We start from the raw sequence: 15,797 nt of genomic DNA on the forward strand, positions 1-15,797 counted from the left end.
ATAAATTACAAATATGATCGAAAACAGACAGTAAAAGTCGTCTTTAATGACAAAATATGACAATAACGGAGTTGGGAGAGCGGTATGTCGGTAATTGCGTTTATTGGATTGGGACAAATGGGCGCGCCGATGGCGAGCAATCTGCTGAATCAGGGCCATCAGCTCAACGTCTTTGATGTGGATCCTCAGGCCGTCGCGCGTCTGGTTGATAAGGGCGCCCGGGCGAGCGTTTCTGCTGCAGAGGCGGCAACCGGGGCCGAGTTTGTTATCACCATGCTGCCTAACGGCGAGTTAGTGCGTTCCGTGCTGCTTGGCGACAAAGGTGTGTGTACCACGCTGGCATCCACTGCGCTGGTAATTGATATGTCTACGATCCATCCACTCCAAACCGATCGGCTGATCGGTGAGATGGCTGCTCGCGGTTTCAGCATGATGGACGTGCCCGTCGGCCGTACATCTGACCATGCGATAGCCGGTTCACTGCTGCTACTGGCAGGCGGCACGCCGCAACAGGTCGCGCGAGCAAAACCCGTGCTGATGGCGATGGGCAATGAGCTGGTCGTGGCAGGCGGCCCCGGTATGGGGATTCGCGTCAAGCTGATCAACAACTACATGAGCATCGCCCTGAATGCCCTCTCGGCGGAAACGGCGGTGCTGTGTGAAGGTCTGGGGCTGTCGTTTGACGTGGCGTTGCAGGTGATGAACGGCACGCCTGCGGGCAAAGGGCATTTCACCACGACCTGGCCTGACAAGGTACTGAAAGGGGATCGCTCACCGGCCTTCATGATCGATCTGGCGCATAAGGACCTGGGGATTGCGCTGGATGTTGCCAACCAGCTGCATGTACCGATGCCGCTCGGGGCTGCCTCACGTGAAGTTTACAACCAGGCCCGCGCTGCCGGACGCGGACGCGAGGACTGGACCGCCATCCTTGAACATGTTCGCGCCAGCGCGGGCCTCATTTCTCCCCACACAGTGTGACGCTTAATTCAGAGGAAAGAAGCATGACTCATTACACCCTTAAAGACATCACCCGATCTTCAGGTGGTTTCGCCATGCTCGCAGTCGATCAGCGTGAGGCCATGCGTTTGATGTTCGCGGCTGCTGGCGCGTCAATCCCGGTCAGCGATCGCGTGCTGACCGAGTTTAAAGTCAATGCCGCCAGCGTGTTATCGCCCTATGCCTCGGCGATCCTGGTTGATCAACAGTTTTGTTTCCCGCACATCGTCGAACGGCAGGCGATTGCCCCCGGCTGCGGCCTTATCGTCGCGGCGGATGAATTTATTCCGGGCAATGGGATTCCGGTGGACAGCGTGACGATCGATAACAACGTCGATCCGGCGGTGGTGAAGCGTGACGGCGCGAAGGCGCTGAAGCTGCTGGTGCTGTGGCGCAGCGATGAAGATCCGCAGCAGCGTCTCGACATGGTTAAGGCCTTCAACACGCGCTGCCACCGCCATGGCCTGCTCAGCATTATCGAACCGGTAGTCAGGCCACCGCGCCGGGGCGATCGCTTTGATCGCGAGCAGGCGATCCTGGACGCGGCCACAGAATTGGGCAACAGCGGCGCGGATCTCTACAAGGTGGAAATGCCCCTGTACGGCAAAGGTACACAGTCGGATCTGCTGGCGGCCGCGCAAAAGCTCAACGATCGGATCGCGATGCCGTGGGTCATTCTCTCGTCCGGCATTGATGAAAAATTATTCCCGCGCGCCGTGCGGGTGGCGATGCAGGCGGGCGCATCGGGCTTCCTGGCTGGCCGGGCCGTCTGGTCCTCCGTGATTGGCTTACCCGATACCGACCTGATGTTGCGGGATGTCTCCGTCCCCAGGCTGCAACGGCTGGGCGAAATCGTAGATGAAATGATGGCTAAACGCTAAGAGGGCAACGCAAATGAAATGGTTTAACACGCTGAGTCATAACCGCTGGCTCGAACAGGAAACGGACAGGATTCTCGACTTTGGTAAAAACGCAGCGGTCGCCACCGGATTTGGCTGGCTGGGGAATACCGGGCAGGTAAAACCCGAGATGGGCACGCACCTGTGGATTACCGCACGCATGCTGCATGTCTATGCCGTTGCGGCCTCGATGGGACGGCCGGGAGCTTATCAACTGGTCGATCACGGCATTAGGGCCCTGAACGGTGCGCTGCGCGATAAACAGTACGGCGGCTGGTATGCCTGCGTAAACGATGAGGGCGTCGTTGATGCGTCAAAACAGGGTTATCAGCACTTTTTCGTCTTACTGGGCGCGGCCAGTGCGGTCACTACGGGGCATCCTGCCGCCCGCCAGCTGCTGGATGACGCGATCGACGTGATTGATCGCTACTTCTGGAGTGAAGACGAACAGATGTGTCTGGAGTCCTGGGATGAAGCCTTTAGCAAGACAGAAGACTACCGCGGCGGCAATGCCAATATGCACGCCGTTGAAGCCTTCCTGATTGTCTATGACGTCACGCACGACAAGAAATGGCTGGATCGCGCGCTGCGTGTCACCTCGGTGATCATTCACGACGTCGCGCGCAACGGTGAGTACCGCGTCAATGAGCACTTCGACACTGACTGGAACCCATTACGCGATTACAACAAAGAGAATCCTGCTCACCGCTTCCGGGCTTATGGCGGCACGCCCGGACACTGGATTGAGTGGGGACGTCTGATGCTGCATCTGCATGCTGCGCTGGAAGCGCGCTTCGAAACGCCGCCGGCCTGGCTTATTGAAGATGCGAAAGGCTTATTCCACGCCACTATCCGCGATGCCTGGGCGCCCGATGGCGCGGACGGGTTTGTTTACACCGTGGACTGGGATGGCAAGCCCGTCGTGAGTGAAAGAGTGCGCTGGCCCGTGGTTGAGGCAATGGGCACGGCTTACGCCCTGTATACCGTCACTGGCGAGGCGCAATACGAAGCCTGGTACCAGAAATGGTGGGATTACTGCATCACTTACATGATGGATTTCGAGAATGGCTCATGGTGGCAAGAGCTGGATTGCGAAAACAAGGTGACCACCAAAGTATGGGACGGCAAACAGGATATCTATCACCTGTTGCATTGCCTGGTGATCCCGCGCCTTCCTCTGGCACCGGGTCTGGCACCCGCCGTAGCGGCAGGATTACTGGACTGTAATGCGAAATAACCCCTGAAAAAACATAATAACGGGAGTACCAGCTATGCACAGCAGCGGACAAACCCTTGTTCTTCACGCGGGAGAATATCAGGCAAAAATCGTCACCGTAGGCGCTGGCCTGGCTGAGCTGACGCACGCGGGCCGCCATCTGGTGCTCCCACATCCCCCGGAGGCAATGCCGCTGGCGCATATGGGTAAAGTCCTGATTCCCTGGCCGAATCGCGTCGCTAAAGGAACCTGGAAACATAACGGCAAGCGACTTCAGCTACCCATCAATGACCACGAAGGCGTTACCGCCATTCACGGCTTATTGGCCTGGCGTGACTGGCAGGTAACCAAACACACCGACAGCGAGGCGACCTTAACGGTTTTCCTGCCGCCCAGTTACGGCTATCCGTTTGCGTTGCTATCGACAGTGACTTACCGGCTTGATGCCGCACAGGGCCTGGAGGTCAGTATCAGCAGCCAGAACGTAGGCGATCAACCCGCGCCCTACGGTGTCGGTTCGCATCCTTATCTGACCTGCAACATGACCCTGGTGGATCACTGCCTGCTTACGTTACCGGCCGCGATTGCAGAAGGGGATTTTCTTACCCCGCGTCGGTTGGCGTCGACGCAGATCGACTGCAGTGTCAATACTCGCACAGCCGGACGCGCATGGGAGGTGAGATTAACCTGTCCACAGCAGGCACTTTCGGTTCTCTTACGCAGCGATCAACCCTGGTTGCAAATTTACAGCGGCGAAAAACTTGGCCGCACGGGATTAGCAGCCGAGCCGATGAGTTGTCCACCTGACGCGTTCAATTCTGGCATTGATGTGATTTTTCTTGCGCCACAGGCACGCCATCTCATGACGTTCACGATTGGCTGTGACCAGCACGCATCACGCTAAACCTTATTTTTTTATCCTACAACGCAGAGGTCAGAATGCATTTACAACATCCTGAGACGGCAGGCGTAAAGCTGACTGCCGCCGGTAACGGCTTTTCACTTACTTATCAAAACCGACAGATTCTTAGCCACAGCGAGGAAAAACCCTGTCTGTGGATAGGTAATGGCAACGCCGATATCGACATGTTTCGCGGCAATTTCAGTATCAAAGACCGGTTGAGTGAAAAGCTGGCGTTAACCTCGGCCGTTGTGACCGCGCAGGACACCGGCTGGACGGTGCGCTTCTCACGCGGAGAGGTGTTTAGCGCCACGCTTAACATCGGCACAGATGAATACGGTCGCCTGTTGCTTACGCTGACAAACGACAGCGACAGGCTTAACCGTATCTGGCTGAGGCTGCCAGCGCAGCCAGACGATCATATCTACGGCTGTGGCGAGCAGTTTTCCTGTTTTGATTTGCGCGGGAAACCTTTTCCGCTCTGGACCAGCGAACAGGGCGTCGGGCGCAATAAGAAAAGCGTGGTCACCTGGCAGGCTGACTGTGCAGAAAATGCCGGCGGAGATTACTACTGGACCTTCTTCCCACAGCCGACCTTTGTCAGCAGCCAGAAGTATTACTGCCATGTGGATAACAGCGGCTACATGAATTTTGACTTCAGCGCAGCGGATTATCATGAACTGGCTTTCTGGGAAAATAACGCCACGTTACGTTTTGAATGTGCCGACACCTACATCGCCCTGCTGGAAAAAATGAGTGCCCTGTTGGGGCGTCAGCCGGAATTACCAGACTGGGTTTACGATGGCGTCACGCTGGGGATCCAGGGCGGCACCGATGTCTGCCAGCAGAAGCTGGACAGAATGCGTCAGGCGGGCGTGAAAGTGAATGGCATCTGGGCGCAGGACTGGTCCGGCATCCGGATGACCTCCTTCGGCAAACGCGTGATGTGGAACTGGCAGTGGGACAGTGAGCTTTATCCCCAACTGGATGCGCGCATTCAGCAGTGGAAAGCGGAAGGCGTACAGTTCCTGTCTTATATCAACCCTTACGTCGCCAGCGACCGTAACCTGTGCGAAGAGGCCGCCCGGAAAGGGTATCTGACCAAAAATGCGGCTGGGGACGATTACCACGTCGAATTTGGCGAGTTTTATGCGGGCGTCGTCGATCTCACGAATCCGGAGGCTTACCACTGGTTCAAAGGCGTCATCAAAGACAATCTGATTGCCCTGGGCTGTCGCGGCTGGATGGCGGATTTTGGCGAGTATCTGCCAACGGACACGTATCTGCACAACGGCGTCAGCGCCGAAATCATGCACAATGCCTGGCCCGCGCTTTGGGCGAAGTGTAACTACGAGGCGCTGGCAGAAACCGGCAAACTCGGTGACGTGCTGTTCTTTATGCGTGCGGGTTACACCGGCAGTCAGAAATACTCCGTGATGATGTGGGCCGGGGATCAAAATGTTGACTGGAGCCTGGACGATGGCCTGGCCTCGGTGGTGCCCGCCGCGCTGTCACTGGCGATGAGCGGCCACGGTTTGCATCACAGCGACATCGGTGGCTACACCACGCTGTACGGCATGAAACGCAGTAAAGAACTGCTGCTTCGCTGGTGTGACTTCAATGCCTTTACCCCGATGATGCGCACTCATGAAGGAAACCGTCCTGGCGATAACTGGCAGTTTGACAGCGATGAAGAGACCATTGCTCACTTTGCCCGCATGTCCACGATCTTCACCACCTTAAAACCTTATATCAAGCAGGCTGTCGCGCAGAATGCCCACTCGGGCTTACCCGTTATGCGCCCTCTGTTTTTGCACTATGAAGCGGATGCCCGCACCTACACGCTCAAATACCAATATCTGCTGGGGCGTGACCTGCTGGTGGCACCGGTTTATGAAGAGGGCCGCCGCGACGGGTCGCTCTATTTGCCTGAAGACAGCTGGGTCAACATGTGGACCGGGGAAACGCTAAACGGCGGGGATATCACTGTCGCCGCACCGATAGGGCAGCCGCCGGTATTTTATCGGGCAGACAGCGAATGGCGGTCACTGTTTGCTTCATTGCGGCTTGCTGGCAGCCAGATCTTGCCACAGTAGCGGGAGAAAGGATTATGGATTTCTTTACGCTACTTACACCTGAAGGTCTGGAAATCACCACTGAGGTCGTCTGCATCATTATTGCCATTATGTTTCTGTACACCTTTATTGGCATCTGTGCGGGATTTGGTGGCGCGCTGGTTACGATGCCGCTGATAACGTTGCTGCTGCCGGTCAAAATGGCTGCACCGATGTCGGTGATTGTGGGGACGGCAACGGCGCTGTATGCCACCTGGCTGTCTCGCAAGGAAACCAACTGGAAGTCAGCCCTGGTGCTGATCCTGTTCTCCTTTGCCGGTATCCCTTTGGGCATTTACGCGCTGTCCAATTTTCCGGACGAGATGATGAAAACCGGGCTGGGCGTTTTCCTGATCCTTTATTCGTTCTACAGCCTGTTTATTCCTCGTCTGCCTGTCTATGACAAAAACTGGATAGTGATGCCTACCGGTATTATCGCCGGGGCGCTCGGCTCGGCGTTTGCCACCAATGGTCCGCCCGTCGTGATCTACGGCATGTTAAGGAATCTGGCACCCGCTGCTTTTCGCGGCACGCTCAATGCGTTTTTTACCGCGAATAACATCGCCATTATTGGCGGCCTGACCACCAGCGGCATTTTAACGGTCTCAACGGTCAAGCTGGTGATGTTCTGCATTCCTACCATGATCCTGGGATCGTTAGTGGGCCAGTATGTGCACAAGCGCATCTCCGTGCGGGCTTTCCGGCTCATGGTGTTTCTCCTGCTGATTGCTTCGGGCTCCATGCTGATCAAAGGCGCCCTGGCTATCCCGGCCTGGCAGGCACTGGTGCCCTCATTTGGCCTGCTGGCCGTCATGCAACTGCTGTTTGGTAAAAAAGTGGCCGCTATTCGCGCTGAAATCGAGCAACAAAACGCTTCAAAACCATCCTGAAAAAGCGGCCCTGCTCACATGTTCAGTGGGGCCGCGGAGAGAAATCATGAGCCAACACCATCTTGCTTCCGGCAGTGAGCCGGCGACGTTAAGGTTGCCCCTTAAAGAGAAAGTCGCCTATGGCATCGGCGATCTGGGGTCAAATATTTTATTAGATATTGGTACGCTCTACCTCCTGAAGTTCTATACCGACGTGCTGGAGCTGCCTGGAACTTACGGCGGCATCATTTTTCTGGTTGCCAAGTTTTTTACCGCCTTTACCGATATGGGCACCGGCATCATGCTGGATTCGCGGCGTCGGATTGGCCCGAAAGGCAAGTTCCGTCCCTTCGTGCTGTACGCGGCTTTTCCGGTAACCCTGTTAGCTATCGCCAATTTTGTGGGGACGCCGTTTGACGTCACCGGAAAAACGATCGTCGCCACCGTGCTGTTTATGATGTATGGCCTGTTCTTCAGCATGATGAACTGTTCCTACGGTGCGATGGTGCCCGCGATGACGAAAAACCCCGACGAGCGTGCCGCACTGGCCGCCTGGCGTCAGGGCGGCGCAACGCTGGGCTTGCTGATCTGTACCGTGGGTTTTGTTCCGGTCATGAACCTGATTGAAGGCAATCCGCAGCTGAGTTATGTCGTTGCGGCCACGCTGTTCTCGGCGTTTGGCTTATTTTTTATGTGGTGGTGTTATGCCGGCGTAAAAGAGCGTTATGTCGAGCAGCCCGCCAGCAGCCCCACGCAGAAACCGGGACTGTTAGCGTCGTTCCGTGCCATCGCGGGCAACCGTCCACTCTTCATCCTGTGCATTGCCAACTTATGCACCCTGGGCGCCTTTAACGTCAAACTGGCGATCCAGGTGTATTACACCCAGTACGTGCTGAACGATCCCATTCTGCTGTCATGGATGGGATTCTTTAGCATGGGGTGCATCTTTATTGGCGTATTTATGATGCCCGGCGCGGTCAGGCGTTTTGGTAAGAAAAAAGTGTATATCGGCGGTTTGCTGATTTGGGTCGCGGGCGATCTGCTCAACTATTTCTTCGGCGGCGGTTCGATCAGTTTTGTCGCGTATTCCTGCCTGGCTTTTTTTGGCTCAGCCTTTGTTAACAGCCTTAACTGGGCGCTGGTCTCCGATACGGTGGAGTACGGGGAATGGCGGACGGGCGTTCGTTCTGAAGGTACGGTTTATACCGGTTTCACCTTTTTCCGCAAGGTCTCACAGGCGCTGGCCGGCTTTTTCCCCGGCTGGATGCTGACACAAATTGGCTACGTGCCCAACGTGATTCAGTCGTCCGGAACGGTAGAAGGGTTGAAGCAGCTGATGTTCATCTATCCCGGTGCGCTGGCCGTGATCACTATCGTGGCCATGGGGTGCTTCTACAATCTCAATGAGAAGATGTATGTCCGTATCATTGAGGAGATCGATGCACGTAAGTGTCAGCGCTAATTTGGCTTTGTGACTGCGCCGGTCGCGGCGCTAAAAGGATCACTTATGAAGACAGGCTCCGATCCATTAACGCTGAAACTCCCGCTGCGTGAGAAGGTGGCTTACGGCGCTGGTGATTTTGGTTCCAACCTGATGCTGACTATCGGGACGCTTTATTTACTCAAGTTCTACACCGATGAGCTGGGCATGCCAGCCTGGTACGGCGGGGTGATTTTCCTGGTGGCGAAATTCTTTACCGCCATAACCGATATGTTCACCGGCATTGTGCTGGATTCACGCCGCCATATTGGCACGAGAGGAAAATTCAGACCTTTTATTCTCTATTTCTCGCTGCCGGTAGCGCTGGTGGCTGCGGCACAGTTTGTGGCCAACGACTTTAGCCTGACGATAAAGACAACGATCGCGACCGCCCTGTTTATGACGTTTGGTCTGTTTTACAGCCTGATGAACTGTTCCTATGGCGCAATGGTGCCAGCCATTACCAAAAACCCCCACGAACGCGCCCACCTGGCCGCCTGGCGGCAGGGCGGGGCAACGGTGGGATTACTGGTTTGTACCGTGTGTTTTATGCCCATTCAGTCGCAGTTTGTGGGTAAAAGTGCGCTGGGCTATCAGGTTACCGCCGCCGTCTTTGTGGTCGCCGGGCTGCTGTGCATGGGGTTCTGCTACAGCGGGGTTAAAGAGCGCTATGTTGAGCTTACCCCGACGCATCATAAACCCGGTGTGGCAACGGCCTTCCGCGCCATCTTTCACAATCCGCCGTTGCTGGTTCTGTGCCTCGCGAACCTCTGTACCCTGGCGGCGTTTAATATCAAGCTGGCCATTCAGGTCTACTACACGCAGTACGTGCTGAACGATATTCATTTGCTCTCCTGGATGGGCTTCTTCAGCATGGGCTGTATTCTGGTGGGCGTACTGCTGGTGCCCACAGCGGTAAAACAGTTTGGTAAGAAACAGGTTTATCTGGGAGGACTCATCCTCTGGGCCCTGGGCGATCTGGGTAACTTTCTGTGGGGAAGCAGCTCTCTGCTGTTCGTTATGTTCTCCTGCGTGGCGTTTTTCGGTACGGCATTTGTTAACAGTCTTAACTGGGCGCTGGTGCCGGATACCGTAGAGTACGGGGAGTGGAAAACCGGCATTCGGGCAGAAGGTGCCTGCTACACGGGATACACCTTCTTTCGCAAGATATCCGCCGCGCTGGCGGGATTTCTGCCCGGTCTGATGCTGACGCAAATAGGCTACGTGCCCAATGCCATACAAAGCGATGACACGCTGGCGGGTTTAAGGCAACTGATCTTTATCTGGCCCTGTTCGCTGGCGATTGCGGCGGCGTTGATCATGGGGTTCTGCTACAAGCTGAATGAAGCGCGTTTTGCCCTGATCGTGGCCGCCATTAGCCGACGTAAGACGCATCGCCTCCAGCCCGTTGACGACAACATCCGCGCTACGCCATTACCTCAGCCCACTGACGCTGAGTCATAAGTTTCTCTGTTACCTTGCCCTCAGGGTTGCTGTTTGCCGGTTTTGTGACGGATGACCAGCAACCCGGTTTTTTGATTATTCCTCACCGGCCGCCTTTCCTGTGTGACATCCCTTTTTTAACTCACTGTTTACGTTAGTAAAAATAATTCGTGCGCTAAGCGAAGGCGCAAGTTTGCGTTCCGGATCACTCACAAGGGCCGGATTTCCACTTCGAAACGGAAAAAGTCGTTCTCCACAGCGCTGCCGCCTCTGGTTAGTTTGAGATCACGCTAAGCGCGAAATGAGAAGCTGACGATGAGTACGGGTAAGGGAGCGGTAGCGATGATTGCGTCACAAGACGAACAGCAAAGGATTCAGGCCCTGGCGGATCGCGTGATGGTGCAGATTGAGGCGCTTTTTGCCGAGCGGGCCATCCAGCCGAATGCCGTGCAGATACAAATGCTGGCTTCGCACGTGCGGGCAATGGCCTTGCGATCTGTCACCGGCGAGAGTCTGCCAGAGGTTGAGGCTGAGCTGTTTGACGAAATTTCCAAAGAGTCGATGGCGCTGGCACAACAGGTGGTGGACCTGTTTGGCAATTTGCCACCAGAGGAAGCATGGCTGCTTTCTGTCCACTTTGAAGTGGCGAAGAACGACTAATTTTCCAACCCTGAGATGAGAGGAACAGACATATGGTAACCGTAGTGATCGGCGATCGTTTAGGTAAAGGACAAAAAGTGGCGGCTGGCGTAGAAAAAGCCGGTGGCCGTGCCGTTGTGGTGCCGGGCGTTGCGGCAGACATGAAGCTGGGCGACGTCATGAAAGCAGAGAATGCCGATTTCGGTATCTCCTTTTGCGGCAGCGGAGGGGCTGGCGCGATTACGGCGCAAAACAAATACGGCTATAAGGCCAAACACGGTATGCGCTCTGTGGATGAAGGCGTGACCGCCATCAATGAAGGCGCCAGCGTGCTGGGCTTCGGCTTTATGGACAAAGAAGAGCTGGGTGAACGTCTGGTTCAGGCCTGGAATAAAAAATACGGTGGATAAGGAATGAAAGAGACCTTTACAACCTCGGTTGCCGTAAGCGGTAAGGGCGACACCAAGGCGAAAGCCTTCGCAGATGCGCTGAGTCGTGTACAGCACGAAGTCCTGCGCAACGCCAATAAGATTCTGCTGCGCATTGAACCGCAGGACGTAAAGGTGGTGCGCGCGCGGGAACGCGTTACAACCGAAAAATTCCTTTTCTTTTTCCTGGCACGCGAGCGCAGGCTCTTCAGCGTCGACCTGGAGGTCACCATTAACGTGACCTGTCTGGACGGCGATAAGGTCGAGTTCACCCGCGTGTAAGTCAGCCTCAAACAACATATATAAGGAAAGAGGATGTTTCTCATCATTTTGCTCAAGTCGTTAATTATCGGCGGCCTTGTGGGCGTCGGTGTGGGCGCCGGTGCCGCCCGCATGTTCCATGCCCCGACGACACAAGGCATGGGTGCCTTTCGCACACTGGGTGAACTCAACTCCTGTGAAGGCGATCCTGCCTCTCACTTCTCTTTTGGGTTGGGATTCTTCTTTAACGCCTGGGCCTCCTCCGTGGCGGCGGGTGCATTCACGCAGGACGTGGATCATCGCATCATCCCAAACTGGGGCGCGGCGGCGCTCATGATCAAAAACCGCAATGTGGCAGAGACGCTACACGACCCGAAAAAGATGGCTATCGCCTGCGGCATCATCGGCATGGTGGTGGTGGCTTTTCTCAACTCGACAGCCTCTGCCGTTCCGGCGGCCCTGCAGGTCACGGCGGTAAAGGTGCTGGTACCGGCTGCTAATTTGCTGGTGAACACGGTCATGCCGGTGATCTTCTGGCTGGCAGCGATTGACGCCGGTAAGAAATCGGGCTTCTGGGCCACCATCTTCGGCGGCCTGGCACAGCTGATTATGGGCAATGCCGTACCGGGCCTGGTGCTGGGTATTTTGATTGGTAAAGGGGTTGAAGAGAGCGGCTGGAACAAAGTGACCAAAATCATGATGACCGCCATCGTCGCCCTGTTTGTTCTCAGCGCCTTCTTCCGCGGTTTCGATATGAAGATGCTGCAATCCTTCCAGCTCGGCATTCCTGGCTGGCTCGACAGTATTCATAACAGCCTGAGCGGCAAATAACGGAGCGTCTGCAATGGAAAACTCAAACAAAGGTTTCTGGTATGCCGACTGGTCATTCCCGATTTTTGTCGGTTTGCTTTCCTCCGGCGTGTTTGCCGGAACCCATATGTACTACCTGTACGGTATCGGCGCGTTTAACGAGGTGGCCTTCGTCTCGATGTTACGGGCGGGCATCGATACCGGCGTTTACGGCGCGGTGGCCGCTTTCGGTGCCAGCTTTCTGTTTGCCCGCATCATTGAAGGATCGCTGGTAGGGATTCTGGATATCGGTGGTGCCATCCAGACCGGCGTCGGGCTGGGCGTGCCCGCACTGCTGCTGGGCGCCGGTTTTGTCTTCCCGGTGGCGAATTTTGCGGCTTCGCTGGTCACCGGTCTGGTTATCGGTGTGGCGATAGGCTACGTCATTATTCTGGCGCGTAAGTTCACCATTAATCAAAGCAACAGTACCTATGGTGCGGACGTGATGATGGGCGCGGGCAATGCATCAGGCCGCTTCCTGGGGCCATTGATTATCCTGGCCGCCATGGGCGCCTCCATTCCTATCGGTCTCGGTTCGCTGTTGGGTGCGCTGGTGTTCTATCTGTGGAACAAACCGATCACCGGCGGGGCGATCCTCGGTGCCATGATCCTCGGCGCGATTTTTCCGGTCGCGATCTGATCGCGTTAATGCCCGATCGGTGAAGGCCGATCGGGGCAGTCAAAGGAGATTCCTATGTACGATCTGATTCTGCGTCGGGCGCGACTGCCGGATGAACGTCTGATCGATATCGCCATACTCGACGGAAAAATTGCCGCCGTGGGTGAGATAACCGGCAGGGCAAAAGTGGAACAAACACTGGCGGCGGACTGCTATCTCAGTGCGGGCTGGATCGACTCTCACGTACACTGCTATGAAAAATCGCCCATCTACCACGATCATCCCGACCGGATTGGCGTGGAAAGCGGCGTCACCTGTGTTGTCGATGCAGGCAGTACAGGTGCAGACGACATTGATGATTTCAGACAGCGCACGCAAGTGGCCACCACCCAGGTTTTTGCGCTGCTGAATATCGCCCGCACCGGCATCGTTACCCAAAATGAACTGGCGGACATGACGCAGATTGATCGCCCGGCCATTGCCGAGGCGGTAAGACGTCATCCCGATTTTATCGTTGGGCTTAAAGCCCGGATGAGCAGCAGCGTAGTGGGCGAAAACGGCATTCAGCCGCTGGTGCTGGCGAAGGCGATTCAGCAGGAAAATGGCAACCTGCCCCTGATGGTGCACATTGGTAACAATCCTCCCAACCTCGATGAAATCGCCGATTTGCTGACCTCCGGCGACATCATCACCCACTGCTACAACGGCAAGCCCAACCGCATCCTGACGCCCGAAGGGCAACTGCGTACAGCGGTAAAACAGGCCCTGGCAAGGGACGTGCGGCTTGATGTTGGCCACGGCAGTGCCAGCTTCAGTTTTGAGGTGGCGCGCGCGGCTATTGCCCAAGGCATTCTGCCTGACACCATCAGTTCAGACATCTACTGCCGCAATCGTCTGAACGGACCGGTTTATACCCTGGCGCACGTGATGTCGAAATTTTTCAATGTGGGCATGACGCTGCCGCAGATTATTGCCTGCGTAACGCATCAGGCGGCCAGCGGCCTGAGATTACGCAGCAAAGGTGCTATTGAGCCCGGACTTGATGCCGACTTTACCCTGTTTACCGTGGCGCAGGAATCCGTGTCGTTTGTGGATGCGGAAGGGCTGGCGGAACAGGGCGATCGCCAATTGATTCCACTGGCGGCTATCGTCGCCGGTGAGTGCTGGATGACTGAAGAAGGGAAAAAACACAATGTCTTCACTGTATGAGAAATATGGCCTCAAGCAGGTCATTAATGCCTCTGGCCGCATGACCATTCTTGGCGTGTCTACACCGGCCAGCGACGTGGTTGATACGGTTAAATACGGCCTGGAGCACTATTTTGAAGTGAAGGAGCTGGTCGATAAGACCGGGGCTTACATTGCTAATTTGCTGCAGGTTGAAAATGCGCTGGTGGTGTCCTGTGCTTCTGCGGGCATCGCCCAAAGCGTGGCTGCCGTCATTGTGAAAGATGACGACTGGCTGCTGGATAATCTACATAGCGCACCGCTGACCGTGCCGCACGACATCGTGGTGCCCAAAGGGCATAACGTGAATTACGGCGCGCCCGTTGGCAGCATGATTGCGCTGGGCGGCGGTCGGACGGTTGAAGCGGGTTACAGTAATGAGTGCTCGCCACAGCAGCTTTCCGCCGCAGTCACCGCCCGGACGGCGGCCATTCTCTATGTGAAGTCCCATCACTGCGTACAAAAGAGCCACCTGAGCGTCGCGCAGGCCGCCGAGGTGGCACGTAAGCATGGCGTGCCGCTTATCGTGGATGCCGCCGCTGAAGAAGATCTGCAGTGTTATTACCAGGCCGGTGCCGATCTGGTGATCTACAGCGGGGCCAAAGCCATTGAAGGCCCCACCAGCGGCCTGGTTATCGGGAAGCATCAGCTTGTCGAGTGGGTGAAGCGCCAGAGCAACGGCATTGGCCGCACCATGAAAGTGGGCAAAGAGGGCATTCTGGGCCTGACCCAGGCGATTGAATCCTACCTTACCCTACCGAAAACCACCGGCACCCAGATGGTGGAAAAAATGACGCCTTTCATCAATGACCTCAACGGTCTGGACGGCGTCAGTGCGCGCGTTGTATGGGATGCCGCCGGACGCGACATTGCCCGTGCCGAAATTAAGTTTGATGAAGCTAACATCGCGCGTCGAACCGGCGATCTGGTGCAGGCGCTAAAAAACGGTGACATCGCCATTTACTTCCGTGGCTACAAAGCCAATGAGGGCATTATTGAAGCCGACGTACGCAGCGTCAGCGCTGAGCAGCTGCAGATTATTTTCACCCGCATTCGGGCGCTGTTAACAGGAGAAAAGTAGCATGACGCTAACCCCCAATTTTTATCAGGATCGCCTGTGTCTTAACGTGCTGGCGGGTTCAAAAGAAAACGCGCGAGCCATCTGGCAGGCCGCAGAAGGTCACGTGCTGGTCGGCGTGTTATCAAAAAACTACTCCAGCAACGAGGCCGCTATTGCGGATATGCGCGAGTACGCCGCGCTGATTGATAACGCGCTGTCCATCGGCCTGGGTGCGGGCGATCCCCGGCAGTCGCGAATGGTCAGCGAGCTGGCCGCCGTACTGCAACCGCAACATGTTAATCAGGTGTTTACCGGCGTCGGCACCAGCCGTGCGCTGCTCGGTCAGTCACAAACGGTCGTCAATGGGCTGATTTCACCAACCGGCACGCCGGGTAAGGTGAAAATTTCCACCGGTCCCCTCAGTTCACAGAGCAGCGACGGAATTGTGCCCATTGATACCGCAATTGCGTTACTCAAGGACATGGGCGGCAGTTCCGTGAAGTATTTTCCAATGGGCGGTCTGGATACGGTGGACGAGTACCGCGCGGTGGCCGAAGCCTGTGCGAAGCAGGATTTCTGGCTGGAGCCGACCGGCGGGATCGATCTGCAAAACGTTGGGCCGATCCTGCGTATTGCCCTGGACGCGGGCGTGAGCAAGATCATTCCCCACATTTACAGTTCGATCATCGACAAAGCCAGTGGCGAAACCCGCGTGGAAGACGTGCGCCAACTGCTGGCCATCTGTAAAAGTCTGCTGGAGTGAGACCAGGCCTGTGCGCCACTTCAAGGACAG

General features: G+C 56.0%; 16 protein-coding genes. All 16 read left to right on the plus strand.

Features of this window, described 5'->3' with window-relative positions; translation table 11 throughout:
- Positions 1 to 84 precede the first annotated feature (84 nt).
- Entirely contained in the window at positions 85 to 981 is an 897-nt protein-coding gene (gene yihU / locus GKC68_RS03290) for a sulfolactaldehyde 3-reductase (RefSeq protein WP_342656574.1), read from the plus strand.
- A gap of 23 nt (positions 982 to 1,004) precedes the next feature.
- Positions 1,005 to 1,880, plus strand: a complete 876-nt coding sequence (yihT, locus tag GKC68_RS03295; RefSeq protein ID WP_342656575.1) for a sulfofructosephosphate aldolase — start codon at positions 1,005 to 1,007, stop codon at positions 1,878 to 1,880.
- A 13-nt stretch (positions 1,881 to 1,893) separates the two neighbouring features.
- Positions 1,894 to 3,135 carry a sulfoquinovose isomerase gene (yihS, locus tag GKC68_RS03300; RefSeq protein WP_342656576.1) on the plus strand — a complete coding sequence of 414 codons (1,242 nt, stop codon included), beginning with the start codon at positions 1,894 to 1,896 and terminating at the stop codon, positions 3,133 to 3,135.
- Between the two features lie 34 nt (positions 3,136 to 3,169).
- Positions 3,170 to 4,018 (plus strand): aldose-1-epimerase, encoded by an 849-nt coding sequence (locus GKC68_RS03305; protein WP_342656577.1) that lies wholly within the window; start codon positions 3,170 to 3,172, stop codon positions 4,016 to 4,018.
- Positions 4,019 to 4,053: 35 nt separating this feature from the next.
- The gene (locus tag GKC68_RS03310; RefSeq protein ID WP_089528960.1) at positions 4,054 to 6,111 is read left to right on the plus strand and encodes an alpha-glucosidase; all 2,058 of its coding nucleotides are present in this window, start codon (positions 4,054 to 4,056) and stop codon (positions 6,109 to 6,111) included.
- Positions 6,112 to 6,125: 14 nt separating this feature from the next.
- Positions 6,126 to 7,019 carry a sulfite exporter TauE/SafE family protein gene (locus tag GKC68_RS03315; RefSeq protein ID WP_342656578.1) on the plus strand — a complete coding sequence of 298 codons (894 nt, stop codon included), beginning with the start codon at positions 6,126 to 6,128 and terminating at the stop codon, positions 7,017 to 7,019.
- Positions 7,020 to 7,065: 46 nt separating this feature from the next.
- Positions 7,066 to 8,460, plus strand: coding sequence for an MFS transporter (locus GKC68_RS03320; protein ID WP_264253401.1), 1,395 nt, complete (start codon positions 7,066 to 7,068; stop codon positions 8,458 to 8,460).
- A 45-nt stretch (positions 8,461 to 8,505) separates the two neighbouring features.
- Positions 8,506 to 9,942: an MFS transporter gene (locus GKC68_RS03325; protein ID WP_342656579.1), complete on the plus strand. Its 1,437-nt coding sequence runs from the start codon at positions 8,506 to 8,508 to the stop codon at positions 9,940 to 9,942.
- A gap of 294 nt (positions 9,943 to 10,236) precedes the next feature.
- On the plus strand, positions 10,237 to 10,581 hold the full coding sequence (locus GKC68_RS03330) for a glycine dehydrogenase (RefSeq protein WP_052177149.1): 345 nt from the start codon (positions 10,237 to 10,239) through the stop codon (positions 10,579 to 10,581).
- A 32-nt stretch (positions 10,582 to 10,613) separates the two neighbouring features.
- Positions 10,614 to 10,970 (plus strand): SFCGS family glycine-rich protein, encoded by a 357-nt coding sequence (locus tag GKC68_RS03335; protein ID WP_028721948.1) that lies wholly within the window; start codon positions 10,614 to 10,616, stop codon positions 10,968 to 10,970.
- Positions 10,971 to 10,973: 3 nt separating this feature from the next.
- Positions 10,974 to 11,270 (plus strand): DUF4312 family protein, encoded by a 297-nt coding sequence (locus GKC68_RS03340; RefSeq protein WP_013027355.1) that lies wholly within the window; start codon positions 10,974 to 10,976, stop codon positions 11,268 to 11,270.
- Positions 11,271 to 11,303: 33 nt separating this feature from the next.
- Positions 11,304 to 12,080 (plus strand): DUF4311 domain-containing protein, encoded by a 777-nt coding sequence (locus tag GKC68_RS03345; protein WP_024471128.1) that lies wholly within the window; start codon positions 11,304 to 11,306, stop codon positions 12,078 to 12,080.
- Positions 12,081 to 12,093: 13 nt separating this feature from the next.
- Complete coding sequence (locus GKC68_RS03350; RefSeq protein ID WP_028721949.1) at positions 12,094 to 12,738, plus strand: DUF4310 family protein; 645 nt, start codon at positions 12,094 to 12,096, stop codon at positions 12,736 to 12,738.
- 54 nt (positions 12,739 to 12,792) lie between these two features.
- On the plus strand, positions 12,793 to 13,926 hold the full coding sequence (locus tag GKC68_RS03355) for an amidohydrolase/deacetylase family metallohydrolase (RefSeq protein WP_342656580.1): 1,134 nt from the start codon (positions 12,793 to 12,795) through the stop codon (positions 13,924 to 13,926).
- Entirely contained in the window at positions 13,910 to 15,025 is a 1,116-nt protein-coding gene (locus tag GKC68_RS03360) for a DgaE family pyridoxal phosphate-dependent ammonia lyase (RefSeq protein WP_342656581.1), read from the plus strand. Before GKC68_RS03355 ends, GKC68_RS03360 begins: the two co-directional genes overlap by 17 nt.
- Position 15,026: 1 nt before the next feature.
- Positions 15,027 to 15,767, plus strand: coding sequence for a KDGP aldolase family protein (locus GKC68_RS03365; protein WP_064366593.1), 741 nt, complete (start codon positions 15,027 to 15,029; stop codon positions 15,765 to 15,767).
- Positions 15,768 to 15,797: the final 30 nt, after the last annotated feature.

Source organism: Pantoea sp. RSPAM1 (assembly GCF_038816185.1).
Classification (GTDB): domain Bacteria; phylum Pseudomonadota; class Gammaproteobacteria; order Enterobacterales; family Enterobacteriaceae; genus Pantoea; species Pantoea ananatis.

Coding starts and splice junctions, on each gene's coding strand:
- GKC68_RS03305 (WP_342656577.1), top strand. CDS start 3,170: ATGCACAGCAGCGGACAAACCCTTGTTCTTCACGCGGGAGAATATCAG.
- GKC68_RS03340 (WP_013027355.1), top strand. CDS start 10,974: ATGAAAGAGACCTTTACAACCTCGGTTGCCGTAAGCGGTAAGGGCGAC.
- GKC68_RS03355 (WP_342656580.1), top strand. CDS start 12,793: ATGTACGATCTGATTCTGCGTCGGGCGCGACTGCCGGATGAACGTCTG.
- GKC68_RS03325 (WP_342656579.1), top strand. CDS start 8,506: ATGAAGACAGGCTCCGATCCATTAACGCTGAAACTCCCGCTGCGTGAG.
- GKC68_RS03345 (WP_024471128.1), top strand. CDS start 11,304: ATGTTTCTCATCATTTTGCTCAAGTCGTTAATTATCGGCGGCCTTGTG.
- GKC68_RS03350 (WP_028721949.1), top strand. CDS start 12,094: ATGGAAAACTCAAACAAAGGTTTCTGGTATGCCGACTGGTCATTCCCG.
- GKC68_RS03315 (WP_342656578.1), top strand. CDS start 6,126: ATGGATTTCTTTACGCTACTTACACCTGAAGGTCTGGAAATCACCACT.
- GKC68_RS03330 (WP_052177149.1), top strand. CDS start 10,237: ATGAGTACGGGTAAGGGAGCGGTAGCGATGATTGCGTCACAAGACGAA.
- GKC68_RS03335 (WP_028721948.1), top strand. CDS start 10,614: ATGGTAACCGTAGTGATCGGCGATCGTTTAGGTAAAGGACAAAAAGTG.
- GKC68_RS03365 (WP_064366593.1), top strand. CDS start 15,027: ATGACGCTAACCCCCAATTTTTATCAGGATCGCCTGTGTCTTAACGTG.
- yihS (WP_342656576.1), top strand. CDS start 1,894: ATGAAATGGTTTAACACGCTGAGTCATAACCGCTGGCTCGAACAGGAA.
- GKC68_RS03360 (WP_342656581.1), top strand. CDS start 13,910: ATGTCTTCACTGTATGAGAAATATGGCCTCAAGCAGGTCATTAATGCC.
- yihU (WP_342656574.1), top strand. CDS start 85: ATGTCGGTAATTGCGTTTATTGGATTGGGACAAATGGGCGCGCCGATG.
- yihT (WP_342656575.1), top strand. CDS start 1,005: ATGACTCATTACACCCTTAAAGACATCACCCGATCTTCAGGTGGTTTC.
- GKC68_RS03310 (WP_089528960.1), top strand. CDS start 4,054: ATGCATTTACAACATCCTGAGACGGCAGGCGTAAAGCTGACTGCCGCC.
- GKC68_RS03320 (WP_264253401.1), top strand. CDS start 7,066: ATGAGCCAACACCATCTTGCTTCCGGCAGTGAGCCGGCGACGTTAAGG.